Annotated in this window: 9 protein-coding genes; 6 read left to right on the plus strand and 3 right to left on the minus strand. The window is 72.5% G+C overall.

The features are described from left to right. The first annotated feature begins 56 nt into the window (after nt 1-56). The 4 genes from ACFC1R_RS05025 to ACFC1R_RS05040 all read left to right on the plus strand — a co-directional run bounded on the left by ACFC1R_RS05025 (nt 57) and on the right by ACFC1R_RS05040 (nt 2892). Nucleotides 57-605 (plus strand): SigE family RNA polymerase sigma factor, encoded by a 549-nt coding sequence (locus ACFC1R_RS05025; protein WP_375932837.1) that lies wholly within the window; start codon nt 57-59, stop codon nt 603-605. Continuing rightward, nucleotides 589-1740: an alpha/beta hydrolase gene (locus ACFC1R_RS05030; protein ID WP_375932840.1), complete on the plus strand. Its 1152-nt coding sequence runs from the start codon at nt 589-591 to the stop codon at nt 1738-1740. The genes ACFC1R_RS05025 and ACFC1R_RS05030 overlap by 17 nt, the downstream gene beginning before the upstream one ends. Before the next feature lie 195 nt (nt 1741-1935). After that, nucleotides 1936-2574, plus strand: coding sequence for a GNAT family N-acetyltransferase (locus tag ACFC1R_RS05035; protein WP_375932843.1), 639 nt, complete (start codon nt 1936-1938; stop codon nt 2572-2574). A 75-nt stretch (nt 2575-2649) separates the two neighbouring features. Next, nucleotides 2650-2892 carry a hypothetical protein gene (locus tag ACFC1R_RS05040; protein ID WP_375932846.1) on the plus strand — a complete coding sequence of 81 codons (243 nt, stop codon included), beginning with the start codon at nt 2650-2652 and terminating at the stop codon, nt 2890-2892. Between the two features lie 778 nt (nt 2893-3670). Here ACFC1R_RS05040 and ACFC1R_RS05045 read toward each other — a convergent pair. Continuing rightward, nucleotides 3671-4858 carry an 8-amino-7-oxononanoate synthase gene (locus ACFC1R_RS05045; protein ID WP_375932849.1) on the minus strand — a complete coding sequence of 396 codons (1188 nt, stop codon included), beginning with the start codon at nt 4856-4858 and terminating at the stop codon, nt 3671-3673. 613 nt (nt 4859-5471) lie between these two features. On the opposite strand from ACFC1R_RS05045, the gene ACFC1R_RS05050 reads away from it, so the two are divergent. Then, entirely contained in the window at nt 5472-7295 is a 1824-nt protein-coding gene (locus tag ACFC1R_RS05050; RefSeq protein WP_375932852.1) for a glycosyltransferase family 2 protein, read from the plus strand. A 239-nt stretch (nt 7296-7534) separates the two neighbouring features. Further along, complete coding sequence (locus tag ACFC1R_RS05055; protein WP_375932855.1) at nt 7535-9325, plus strand: PucR family transcriptional regulator; 1791 nt, start codon at nt 7535-7537, stop codon at nt 9323-9325. Nucleotides 9326-9557: 232 nt separating this feature from the next. Here the strand turns inward: ACFC1R_RS05055 and ACFC1R_RS05060 are convergent, their stop codons facing one another. Further along, a complete protein-coding gene (locus ACFC1R_RS05060) occupies nt 9558-10310 on the minus strand; it encodes a hypothetical protein (RefSeq protein WP_375932857.1) in 753 nt (250 codons plus the stop codon). Between the two features lie 299 nt (nt 10311-10609). Further along, nucleotides 10610-12292: a protease pro-enzyme activation domain-containing protein gene (locus tag ACFC1R_RS05065; protein WP_375932861.1), complete on the minus strand. Its 1683-nt coding sequence runs from the start codon at nt 12290-12292 to the stop codon at nt 10610-10612. Between the last annotated feature and the right edge of the window lie 725 nt (nt 12293-13017).

A 13017-nucleotide genomic window follows, 5' to 3' on the forward strand; every position in this document is an offset into this window, starting at 1 on the left:
GCGGCAACCTGATCGATGCGGATGGTGGTCTGGAGGGTGAAAGGGGGTGCGCCTGGATGCGCGCGGAAGACGAGACAGAGTTCAGGGAGTTCGTTCAGGGACGGTGGCCGTCCCTGGTGCGGACGGCCTATCTGCTCACGGGGGATCGCCACTATGCCGAGGACGTGGCCCAGACTGCGCTCGCCAGGGCGTACGCCTCCTGGCACCGGGTCCGGAGCAGCGACAACCCGGATGCGTACCTGCGCCGGATCCTGGTAACCAGCAACGCCAACCGGTTCCGCAAACAGCGGCCTGTGGAGTTCCCGACCGAGACCCTCCCGGACCGGCCCCACCACGGGGAGGACGATCCCAGCGCACGGCTCGACCAGCGGCAGGTCCTGCTGGCCGCGCTGGCCGAACTGCCTGCCCGGCAGCGCGCCGTGGTGGTCCTGCGGTACTGGGAGGACCTGTCCGAGGCCGAGGTCGCCGCGACCCTCGGCTGCTCGGCCGGGACCGTCAAGAGCCAGGCGTCGAAGGGGCTCGCGAAGCTCCGGGCCCACCCCCAACTGGCCGACCACACATGGCAGACCACCCGACCGGAGGTGCTCAATGGCAGACTTCGATGAGACCGATCTCCAACTGACGCTCACCAACCAGGTGAACAACCTGACCGTAGGGCCCGCGCCGTTCGAGGCGATCGTGCGCGAGGGCGGCAGGATCCGCCGTCGCCGCTACGCCACCAGGGCCGCTCTCACTCTGGGCCTCGCCGGGGCGATGGTCTCAGGACTGATCCTCGTGCAATCCGCCGCAGGGCGGCCCTCGCCCACCGCGCCGACCGGGCCCGGGCCTGCCGCCAACGTACCTGCCGCGTCCACCGGACCGGCGGGAGCCGGACCGACGGGGGGCGGCGGCACGGGAGGCGGAACCGGGCCGACGCAATCGCCCGCAACGAAGGTGGACTTCCGGCCTGCCCAGGACCTGTCCGGCGTGCCGAACGACGTCCTGGCCGCCACGGTCAAGGGACGCGCCTCGGGGGTCGAGGGCCAGGTGCTGGTGTGGCTGCCGCCGCAGTACGACGATCCGGCCTACCGGGGCCGTACGTTCCCCGTCATCGAACTGCTGCCCGGGTTTCCGGGCTCGCCTTCGGTGTGGTTCGGCGCGATGCAGGCGTCGGAGCAACTCAAGGGACTGATCACCGACCACGGATCCCAGCCGTTCATCCTGGTGGCGCCCCAGACCAGCCTGTCCAGCACGGAGGACCCCGGCTGCGTCGACGTCCCGGGCAAGGTCAAGGCCGAGACCTGGCTGACGCAGGACGTACCGCAGTTGGTGCTGGACAACTTCCGTGCCGACCCGGCTGCCGAACGCTGGTCGGTGGCCGGCTACTCCGCGGGGGCACACTGCGCCACCCGGCTGGGCATCGGGCACCCCGATCGGTTCCACGCGGTGGCGGGGTTCTCCGGGTTCAACGACCCCGCCACGGAGCCGACTTCGGCTGCTGCCAAGGACCCGGAACTGCGGAAGTCGGCCAGCCCGTTGAACATGCTCAGGAGCGCGGCGCAGCCCCCGCATGTCAGCCTCTACGAGGCCGCTGCCGCGCACGACGGACTTGAGGACGCGAAGGCGCTCAAGGCCGCAGCCACGTCGCCGACCACCGTGACCGTGGTGGAGAACACCGCGAGCCATTCCATCCACAGCTGGCGTGGGATGGTGTCGGACGCGCTGCGCTGGCTCTCCCAGCAGACGCCCGAGCAGCGCTGACAGCACGTCATACCGGCCGGCCCACCGCCCGGACCGTCGAGACGGCGACCGGAACGGCACCCGGATCGGGATCTGTTCCGCCGACCGGGTGGGCCCCCTCCCCTGCCGCCGGACCGTCGGACCTCCCCACCGCCCGGCAGAGCCGCCCCGTCCACCCCGTCCGGCAGCCACCGGGGAAAGCCGTAGGGTGAGGGCATGCTGGAGAAGATCTTGGCGGAGGCCGCCGACGGACTGTTCCCATCTGCCGACGGATCGGTCACGGTGGTGCCGCAGCCGAACGAGCGCGAAGCGGGCGTGATCGCGTTCAGCGCCCACGCCGTGGTGTTCACGGAGGAGGACCCGGCCTGGATCCGGGAGACCATCGCAGCCTCCCCGGCCGATCAGCTGGCCGCGCCGATGTCCCCGTTCTTCCTCAGTGCCTTCGCCGAGCGGACCGGCCGTGTGATCAACACCATCGATCTGCTGACCGTGGCCGACCGGCTGCCCGGTGAACCGCCGCTGCCCATGCGGCAGATCGAGGATCACGAGCACCCTCGCATCGTCCGTGCCCTGCTCTTCCGCGACGACGTCCGGGCCTGGACCACGCCCGGCGGGGTACTGGTGCTCGGACGCGGCGTGGCCGGGCGGTGGGAGGCCGCGATCGAGGTCGACCCGCAGGCCAGGGGACGGGGGCTCGGCCGGGCACTGGCGGTGACGGCGCGCCATCTGCTGCCGGAGGGTGAGCACCTCTGGGCGCAGCAGAGCCCGGGCAATGCGACCAGCGTCCGCACCTTCCAGGCCGCCGGATACCGCCCGGTCGGCAGCGAGGCCCTGCTGGTGCACCACACGGGCTGAAGCGCCGGGTGGAACCGGTGCGCTGCCGGGGCACTGTCCAGGACTGGTCATGACCTGACCTCACAAGACGGGAGCGTGACGACGGAACAGGGCCTGGCGAGTGGAGCCGACGACGAAGGCTGCGGGCTCACCGGGCCGGAGCCGAACGGTGTGCCGGGCGGCCTGCGGGACGTCGGCACCCGGCGCAAGGCGCAGGGTGGGTGCGGGCCGATCGAGCACTCCGCTGTCGCGGTGCTCCAACGGGCGACCGAAGAAGCCCGTGAGGTGGATCTGTTGAGCGGCCGGCACCGGACCCGGAACTACGGCGGGAGCGGGTAACGATCCGCCTGCACGGCGGGACTGGCCACGTTGACCGTCAACTCGCGGTGGGGAACCGTACCGACCCGGAGGCCGGGCCGGGAAGTGCCGAACAGATACGGCGAGACCGTGCCGAGTCGGTGCGGAGCGGTGGGCGGACGACAGGGCGAGTCTCGCCCGCTGCACCGTGGTCGGCGCCGGTGGCCCGGCCCCGTGAGCACGGCAGGGGAGACGAGCGCGGCAGGGGGAGCGCACGCGGCTGAGGCTTCGGGCGCGGCCGGGACAGCGGATGCGGCGGGAGGAGTGGCAACCGGGACTGCGGAGGCCGCAGTACGGGCCGCCGGAGCGGCGAGCGGGAGAACCAGGGCGGAGGGCAGGATCAACTTCCGGATCATGACGTCCAGTCTGCTGACCCATCGTCAGTCGATCGATAGTGCAGACACCACTCTTCTCCGTGAGGTCCGCACCACCCCGCCCCTGTACCCAGCTACCGGGTGAGACGGAAGACGAGGTACTCGACCGAGTGGTCGAGCAGCTGCGGCGCACCCGTGATCGGCCGGACCTGCGGGGACACGAACAGACTCAGACCGAGGTGGTCGAAGTGCCGGCCCCGCCGCCGCCTCGGCCGCACGGCAGGCCCGTTCGCGCCAGGCCCGGATGCGCTCGGTGCGCTCCTGGTCCAGCTGGGGCGTGCAGTCGGAGTGCGTCATCGGCTCGTGCCGGGAGGGCGGCGCCCTCCCGGCCGCACCCCGGCGCTCGCGCAGGTCCCACCACGGTGCGGAGGCAGCGGATGCGGTCCCTACCGCAGTACGGGCGCCGTCGCACTGACGATGCTCACCGCATGGGTGATCTGAGCGTCCGTCAGGTCGCCACGGGCGGTCAGGCGGAGTCGGGAGATGCCGTCCGGGACGGACGGGGGACGGAAGCAGCCCACCGCGAGCCCGGCGGTCCGGCAGTCGGCGGCCCACTGGACGGCGGCCTCCGGCCCCGGGGCGCGGACCGAGACGACGGCGGCGTCCGGCACGCTCGCCTGCAGTCCGGCGGCGGTGAGCCGGTCCGCCAGGGTACGGGCGACCTCGCGGGCGCGGTCGGCGCGCTGCGGCTCGGCGCGCAGCAGGCGCAGCGCCCCGAGGGCGGCACCGACGGCGGCAGGGGCGAGGCCGGTGTCGAAGATGAAGGTGCGGGCGGTCTCGGTGAGGTGCCGGATGACCCGCCAGGGCCCCAGCACCGCACCGCCCTGGGAACCGAGCGACTTGGAGAGCGTGGCCGTGGCGACCACGTCGGGCTGCCCGGCGAGCCCCACGGCGGCCGCCGCACCGCTGCCGCCGGGACCGAGCACGCCCAGCCCGTGCGCGTCGTCGATCACCAGCGCGGCGCCGTGCGCACGCGCGGCGGCGGAGAGCCCGGCGAGCGGGGCCGCGTTGCCGTCAACCGAGAAGACTGAGTCGCTGACCACCAGCGCCCGCCGGTGGGAACGGCCGGCGAGCACCTCGGCGACGGCCGCCGGGTCGCTGTGCGGGGCGCGGTGGACGTCGCTGCGGGAGAGCCGGCAGCCGTCGATCAGCGAGGCGTGGTTGTACGCGTCGGAGACGATCAGCGTGTCCGGGTCGGTGAGCGCGGTGAGGGCGGCGAGGTTGGCCGCGTACCCGGAGGAGAAGACCAGCGCCGCCTCGAAGCCGCAGAACTCGGCCAGTTCCTGCTCCAGTTCGCCGTGCAGGGCGGTGGTGCCCGTGACCAGGCGGGAGCCGGTCGAGCCGCCGCCCCAGCGCAGCGCGGCGTCGGCGGCGGCCCTGGTGACGGCGGGGTGGTGCACCAGTCCGAGGTAGTCGTTGCTGGCCAGGTCCAGTACCGGGTCATCGGCCGGACGGCTGCGCAGGGTACGGGTCAGCCCGGCTCGGGCACGGAGCTCGGCCGCCTCGTCGAGCCAGTCGAAGACGGCATCGGGAGCGAGGACCTGCTTCTGCTCTGGAGCGGAGGACGTGACCATGGTCCGCACTCTGTCATCCCCGGCACCGGCCGGGCAATGTGCGCCTCCGCACAGACCAGGACACGCCGTCGCACCAACCCCGCGAGCCTCGGACGTGGTGACGGCCCGGGCCGCAGGCACCGGGTGCACACCTGCCGGCGGACACCTGCGGCAAACCTTCCCGCCACCTTCCCTCCCTCCCCCGCCTGCGAGAGCTCGTTCCGTTCCGGGACTCCCTACGTGCTGTTCCTGCCGCCGGAGGCGCGGCCGTCGCCCTTCCGAGTTGCGTGGATCACACCTGCCGACGGCGATTCACCGGTGTCCGGGTGCCTCTGCCCGGATTGCCGACCCGGCGACAGCGCACCAACGGCGGTGACCCGGCGGCGTGACCCAGTAGCGGCGACCCGGCGATGGCGATCCGGCGGTGGCGATCCGGCGGTGGTGGCTCGTGGCGGCCGAGGGCCCCACGTCGGTAACGGCGACGGCGACGGCGGGAACGCCGACCAGCCCGCCGGGAACTGTCGGGAAGCGGCTGTTCACCGACCGTGCAGGGGCCTGGCTTGCGCAGACCACCGATGGTGCAAAGGTAGAAAAAGGGGTCGCTCTGACAGCTATTCGGTGAGGGGGCCGACCGGTGGACGCGTTCTTCGGTGCCGCGCTCGTCTGCAACAGCCTCGCGATGGGCAGCGCCCTCGTTCTGGTGTTCTTCCGGTACCTCCCACGATCGGATCCCGGCAGCGCCGTCCGCATCGGGGCGTTCGGCTGCGTGCTCGCGGTGGTCGCGGTGACGGCCGGGTACGGGCTCCGGCCCTGGCTGGTGGTGATCGCCGCCGTCGAAGCCGTCCTGGTCGTCCTGCTGTACCGCCGCTCGCCCATGCACCTGCCCGGGTCCCTGCTGCTCGTCTCCGTCTACTCGACGGCGATGGCCGCCATGACCTGGTACATCCACTTCGCCTTCACCATCGACGTGTCAGCGCTGACGCGGGCCTTCTTCATCGCGGGCATCCCGTCCATGCTGGTGGCGCTGCCCATGTCGTGCGTGCACTCCTTCCTCGACATCGAGGCGTTCTGCCGTGAGAAGTGGGCACGGCGGAACATGCCGCACGTGTCCTCGGTGGTCAACGGCCCGAAGGTCTCGGTCCACTTACCGTGCTACGCCGAGCCCCCGGACGTGGTCATCGCCAGCCTCGACGCGCTGGCCCGCCTGAAGTACGACGACTTCGAGGTCGTGGTGGTGGACAACAACACCAAGGACCCGGCGCTCTGGCGTCCCGTCGAGGAGCACTGCCGGAGGCTGGGCGAGCGGTTCCACTTCTTCCACGTCGCCCCGCTGGCCGGTGCGAAGGGCGGCGCACTCAACTTCGCCCTGACCCGGACCGCCCCGGACGCGGAGCTCGTCGCGCTGGTGGACGCCGACTACCAGATGGCACCCGACTTCCTCTCCCGTCTGGTCGGGCACTTCGACGACGAGCGGCTCGGCTTCATCCAGGCCAAGTACAACTTCCGGGACTGGCAGGACAGCCTGTTCCTCACCGGCGCCTACTGGGGCTACCAGGTGTCGTTCTCGATGCTCTTCCGCAGCCGCAACGACCGGCTGGCCGCCTATCCGATGGGCACCTCGTGCCTGCTGCGCCGGACGGCGATCGTCGACGCGGGCGGCTGGTCGGAATCGTGCGTCACCGAGGACTCCGAGATCGGCGTCCGCATCCAGGCCGTCGGCTACACGTCGTTCGTCTTCGACGACCCGGTGGGAGCGGGCCTCGTGCCGGAGACCTTCGCCGCCTTCAAGAAGCAGCGCTTCCGCTGGACCTACGGACCGGTCCAGCAGCTGAAGCAGCACTGGAGACTCTTCCTCCCCGGGCGTTTCGCGACGCCGTCGCGGATGTCCTTCCAGCAGAAGGTCCTCGGTCTGGAACACGGCTTCGTCCTCGTGACCGGCGGCGTCGCGTTCGTGACCGCGATGCCACTGGGCCTGGCCGCGCTCATCTCGATGCTGGTCCACGGTGAGCAGCCGCCCATGACCTCGGCCCTCTGGTTCGGGTTGGGCATGGGCCTGAGTTCCGCGCTGGCGCTCCGCTGGTGCCGCTACCGGTACATCGCCGGTTCCGCATCCAGGGGCACCGTCATGGCCATGGTGGTGGACTCGTCCCTGTCGTGGATCTGCACCTGCGCCACGCTCCACGGCATCCTGACCAAGAACACGGCCTGGCGCCGCACCAGCAAGTTCAAGGCCGGGGCCTCGGGATGGCGGGTACTCACCTCGGTCCGTGTGGAACTCGCCCTCGCACTGGTCCTGACCGCCGCCGCGATCGGCGCCATCACGTCCGACAGTTCCGGATTCCTGCTGCTCATCGGGGCCATCTTCAGCCTGAAGTCGATCGTCTACTACGCGGCGGTCGGCATCGCCTTCCTCGCCGAACACGATCTGAGACGAGCCTCCGTCGTGGCGTCCACGTGATCCCGCCGCAGCTCCGGACGTCGGCCGAACCGGCGGTCGGACCCGACGTCGGACCGGCGGCCCGCCGGACGCCGTCGGCCGTTCGAGAGCACACGCCGAGGCGGCGCACGGCAGCAACAACCGGCCGGTGCGGCACCGGTCCGGGGCGGAACTCCCCTCCCCGCCCTCTCACTTCCGCGCGCAATACGCTCTAGACTCCCGCTCCACCGAAAGGGGAGATCTTGCGAGCGGGAGACCCTGTGGACGCGGAGGTGCCCCCGGCGACGGCGCGGCTGACCGTGCGGGACGTGCTGCGGCTGGAACTGGTGGCGCAGTGGGACGCCGAGGTGGTGGCGTGCCCCGAGCGGCTGGAACGGCCGGTGCGCTGGCTGCACGTGGCGGAGGCGCCGGACGTGGCGGTGATGCTGACCGGGGGCGAGATGGTGCTGACCACCGGGCTGCTGCTGGCCGGTGACGAGCGGGCGCAGGTGGAGTACGTCGAGTCGATGCGGCGGGCCGACGCGGCGGCGGTGGTACTGGGTCTCGGTCGGGCGTTCCGGACGACTCCCGAGGCGATGCGACGGACCGCCGAGCGCTGCGGGGTACCGCTGATCGTGCTGCACCGGCCCGCGCCGTTCGCCCGGCTGACCGAGGAGGTCCATGCCCGCCTGGTGCACGGCCGGTTCGCGGCGCTGGACCTGTCGGAACGGATGCGCAGTTCACTGACCGCGCTCAACCTGTCGGGGGTCCCGCTGCAACGGCTGCTCGACGAGATCGCCGGCTACAGCGGCGGCCCCGTGGTGGTGGCCAACCTCGCGCACCGGGTGCTGGCGACGGCAGGTGAACGGGGTGCGCTGGACGACCTGTTGCGCGACTGGGAACGCATCTCGCGCCAGGTCGCCGGACTGCTCGCCCGCGGCCGCCGGGACGATCCCCCGCAGGCCGACCGCAGCCACACCGCCGACCGGCGCGGTGCCGCCGACCGCGCGGGGGCCCGAGTGGTCGGCGGCGACAGTGACGGCGACGGACCGGTGACGGTCGGACCGGACGGCTGGGTGGTCGCCCGGCTGGAGGCGCGCGGCCGGCAGTGGGGGCATCTGGCGCTGTTCGGCCACCCCGGTCCGGCCGATGCCGGACGGATGCTGGCGCAGCGGGCGGCGGAGGCGCTGGCCGTACACCGGCTGCTCACCGACCGCCCCGGTGCCGCCGACGGCCGGGCCCACTGCTGGGAGGACCAGGCCGCCGAGGCCCTGCTGACCGACCTGGCTTCGGGGACCGCCCGTCCCGAGCAACTGCTGCCGCGCGTCCGGGCGGCGGGGCTCCCGGTCGATCGGCGCCGGTTCGTCCCGGTGGTGTTCCGGCCGCGCCGGGCCGGCGAGTCGGGAGCGGTACGGGAGTCGGTCGAGCGAGCCCTCGCGAACGACCGTCCGGAGGCCGGCGGACGGCCGTGCACCGGCGGACGCCGGACCGCCCCGGAGGGGCCGGCCGGGCTGGCGGCGCGGATCGGCCCGGATGCGACGGCCGTCCTGCTGAGCATCCCGTGCGGGCGGGACGTCGACTCCGAGGTGTCCCGCTTCGCCGAACGGGTGCACGAACGGCTCGGCGCGCTGGGCTCGGAGGCGGCAGCGGGCGCCGGGTTCACCTGTCCCGTGCTGGACGAGGTCCGCCGCTCCTTCCTGGAGGCCGTGCACGTCGCGGACGCGGCGCTGGCCGCGCCGCCGACCGGCCCGGTCGCCCGGCTGCGCGACGTACGGCTGCGCGGACTGGTGCGCCTGCTGCGCGACGAACCGGAGCTACAGGCTTTCATCGAACGGGAGTTGGGACCGCTGCTCGGCCGGCCCGAGCTGCTGGACGTGCTGCGCAGCTACCTCCGCAGTGGCTGCAACAAGTCGCTGGCCGCCCAGGAGCACCACATCAGCCGACCGGCGCTGTACCGGCGGTTGCGGAGCATCGAGGTGCTGCTCGGCACCGAGCTGGACGACCTGGAGCAGTTCACCTCGCTCTACGTCGCGCTGCTGGCGCACGACGCCCAACGGGGGACGGAGAGTTGAGCGGTCCACGCTCCACCGGGTCGGCGCCGCGCCTGCTCTCTCACCGGCCGGACCCCGATCGAGTCCGGCACCGGGCGCCCGGCCGGGGCGGATCCCGGTCGCGGTGCGCTGCCGTACGCAGTGCGATCCCGGACACGGTGCACTGCCGTACGCGGTGCGCTGCCGTACGCGGTGGGATCCCGGACGCGGTGCGATCCCGGAGAAGTCGGACGGGACTCACGCCGAACGGCCGTCAGGCGTCGCCGTCGAGGAGGTGCTGGGGGATCTCGCGGAACGTCCATTTCCCGGCAGTGCGGGTGAAGGCCCAGACCAGGTCGAAGCGGTCCGGCCAGGTGGCGGGCGCGCCGGACGAGTCGGCGCCGAGGGACTTGACGATCTGGGGGATCCGGGAGTGCTCCCAGCAGATCAGGACGGGTACGGAGGCGGCCAGGACGGCCTTCGCCAGATCGGCTTCCCGGGACTCGGCGTAGGTCGTGTCGATCGTCAGGCCGAGCCGGCCGGCCAGCGGGGTGACGGTCTGCCGCATCCGGTGGGCACCGGCCAGCGGGCCCTGGTCGGTCGCAGCGAAGATCTTGCCCGGACGGGCCAGGCCCGGCTTGAGCGGCTGTCCCTGCGGCGGGTCGAAGAGCTGCGGCAGGGCCTTGGCGCGGGCCCAGCCGCGTTCGGTGAGGGAGTGGCTGTCCTGGTGGCCGTTCTCGTCGATCCCGGGGTGGCTGCCGTCGGGCTTCTCCCCATGCCTGATGATCATCACGAACACGTCCCCGGCACCGCCGCCGGTCGGTGCGGCCGTCCCGGCCGTCGAGGCCGTCCCGGTCGGTGCGGCCGCCGCTGCCCGGGAGGCGCCGGCCGCCGGGGCAGCCGCCCCACCGCTCTTGCCGCCGCGCGAGGAACACCCCGCCAGCAGCAGCGGGACCACCCCCGCCAGCCCGCCGACCAGCGCACGGCGCCCCAGCAGCCCAGCACCCTGCGTCGATACCTCGGTCATGCGGGCCTCTCCTCAGCATCCGGTCTCCGTACGGACCTTAGCGCCCGGGTGTGCACCGGAGGCGGAGCGGCCCGCCCACCGGTCACGCCGACGCGCACCCGCGTCCCCCGCGTGGTCCGGTCCGCGCCCGGCGCGGTGTGGGCCGCGCCCTGACGAGCGGCGCTCCCTTCGTCCCTGCACGTTCCCCGGCCGTTGAGCACCACACGCTGGAAGCCCGGTTGCCGGTACGGAGTGGGATCCCGTACCGGCAACCGGAACTGACGGCCGTCAGAGACGGTCTCGGGTGGCGTCCGGCGCTGCTACTGGCCGCCGCCGAGCAGGGCCGAGGTCAGGCCGTCGGCGGCCGGGGAGCCCCAGCCGGTGACCTGGTCGTAGCCGGTGCCGGCGGAGAAGTCCTGGTTGGCACCGGAGGTGACGTCGTGGAAGGCCGAGCCGTAGTTGCCGCCGTTGGCGACCGAGTACAGCTTGGGGTTGGCCTCGCCGAGCGCCGACTGGCCGGCCGCGGTGGCCTTCTGGTTGAACAGCGCGGCGTAGCCGGACCAGAGCGGGGCCGCAGCGGAGGTGCCGCCGTAGACCTGCCAGCCGCCGCCGGTGTAGATGGCGAAGCCACTGGCCGGGTCGGCGTTGGAGGAGACGTCCGGCACGGTGCGCATGCTGCCGCTGACGCCGGTGCCGGTCTGCCAGCTCGGCTGCGCGAACTGGGTGGAGACGCCGCCGCCGGCGGTGCTCCAGGCGCTCTCCGAGGAGTAGCTGTTGTCGCTGTTCACGCTCAGGTTGGTGCCGCCGACGCCGGTCACGTACGGGTCCGAGGCGGGGAAGTCGACCGCCTTGACCGAGGAGCCGCTGGTGGAGCGGGTGCAGTCGCGCGAGCCGTCGTCACCGGAGGCGGAGAAGATGCTGATGCCCTGGGCGGCGGCCTGCTTGAAGGAGTTGTCCACCGCGGTCATCGAGGCGGCCGTGGTGTCCGGCTCGCAGGAGCCCCACGAGATGGAGATGACCGAGACCTTGTTCTCCGACACGATCTGGGCGGCCATGTCCAGCTCGCCCTGGTCGCTGTTGGGGGCCTCGTAGACCAGCTGCTGGGCCTGGGGAGCGACACCGCGCACGATCTCGGAGTCCAGCTCGACCTCGCCCTGACCCTCACCGGGGGAGCTGTCGTAGTTGGCACCGTCCACCGAGACGGTGCTGACGGCCGGGCCGGAGAGGCCGAACTGGCTGTCGTAGGTGGTGAGGTTGTTGGAGTCGTAGCCGTCGAACTCCCAGAGGGCGACGGTGGTTCCGGTACCGTCGGCGCCGAGCTTGTCGAGGCTGTAGGCACCGTTGTACTGCGCGGGGCCGACACCGCTCGGGGTGTCCCGGGGAGTCGCCGCCTTGGGCTTGGCGAGGCGGGTGGTGCGCACGGTCTTGTTGTTCAGACCGGTGACGCCCTGGACCACCTTGGCCAGTGCGGTCGGCACCGAGGCGGCGCCGTCGTTGGCGAAGAACGCCTTGTTCTCCAGCTTGTCGACGTAGCGGCTCTCGTGGGTGCCGAAGGCCTTGGCGATCTGCGCGTTGCTGCCGCTGGCGTTGACCACCTGGCGGTTGGCGCTGACCGAAGTGACCTTCAGGCCCTGGTCCGCCAGGTACGAGCGGACCTGGTCGACGTCGGCCTGGGTCGGGCCGAAGCGCTCGGTGAACTGGGCCGGCGTCAGGTAGTGCCCGTACTCCGGCGAGCCCTTGGTGCTGACGGCGGCCAGGAACCGGTCGAGCTGCGCGGTGTTGCGCAGCTTGAGGCTGACCGCGACGGATATCTGCTGGGCGGCGGGGACGTCGCCCTGCTTCTGGGAGTGGGCCACCGCGGGGGTCACGGTGTTGGGCAGGGCCACCCGGGGCGCCGAGACGTGGGGCGTCGGCGCGGCGTAGGCGGTCGTGGCACCCAGGGAGGCCACGGTCAGTGGCAGTACGGCGAGTGCCGAGGCAAGGGCGAGCGAGCGGGGTCGCACGGGATCCTCCGGGAAGTGGGGGTCGCTCCGATGCGGGAGCGCTGATCCGAAGTTCCCAGGAAACTCTCAGGATTGGGTCCAAGCCTGAGCAATTCCTTACTAAAAAACAGTCAACTGTGAACAAGCTGAGAACGGCAACAGAATGACAGCGCCTCCATACAGTTAACCGGCCGCGTCACAGCCAGGGTTGGGGACGTCCACCCGATCCCCACCCAATCACCCGGATCGTGAAGCTCGTGCCCTGCTCGACTCCGGTGGACCGGTGCCCACTCGCAGGGTGGAGTCGCGGGCGGTTCGCCGTCCCCGCCTCCAGCGAGGACGGCCACCACTCCGATGCCGAACTCGGCCTCTCCGGACGGCCGGAGGGCCCCCTTGCGGCCGGAGGACCTCCTCGCGGCCGGCGGCCCGCGCCGCGCGGGATCTCCGCACCGGTGGATCGACCCCCGGGGACACCGAGACCCCGGGGACGCCGCCCCTCGTCGCCCTCCGGCCGGAACTCCCGCCCGCCCGCGACGAGTTCGTCACCGTCGACGGCATCCGGGGGCGGGCCCGCCACGGCCGCCCGTTCGGGCCCGGTGGTCGGCCTGCACGTGACGCGACGGCTCCGGCCCGCCGAGCAGGCCCGTCGGCGAGGCGGAGATCCGAACGGCCGGGGGGGCGGGGGCGGCGGGCCGGGCCCCCCTCGGGGGCGCAGGCGGGCGCGGGGGGGTGGGGGGAGTGGGAGT

The sequence above is a fragment of the Kitasatospora sp. NPDC056138 genome (assembly GCF_042264695.1).
Lineage (GTDB): Bacteria > Actinomycetota > Actinomycetes > Streptomycetales > Streptomycetaceae > Kitasatospora.

Bases quoted from the DNA above. Each gene is read 5' to 3' on its own strand.
- ACFC1R_RS05060 (WP_375932857.1), bottom strand. From the start codon at position 10,310: ATGACCGAGGTATCGACGCAGGGTGCTGGGCTGCTGGGGCGCCGTGCG.
- ACFC1R_RS05035 (WP_375932843.1), top strand. From the start codon at position 1,936: ATGCTGGAGAAGATCTTGGCGGAGGCCGCCGACGGACTGTTCCCATCT.
- ACFC1R_RS05045 (WP_375932849.1), bottom strand. From the start codon at position 4,858: ATGGTCACGTCCTCCGCTCCAGAGCAGAAGCAGGTCCTCGCTCCCGAT.
- ACFC1R_RS05025 (WP_375932837.1), top strand. From the start codon at position 57: ATGCGCGCGGAAGACGAGACAGAGTTCAGGGAGTTCGTTCAGGGACGG.
- ACFC1R_RS05030 (WP_375932840.1), top strand. From the start codon at position 589: ATGGCAGACTTCGATGAGACCGATCTCCAACTGACGCTCACCAACCAG.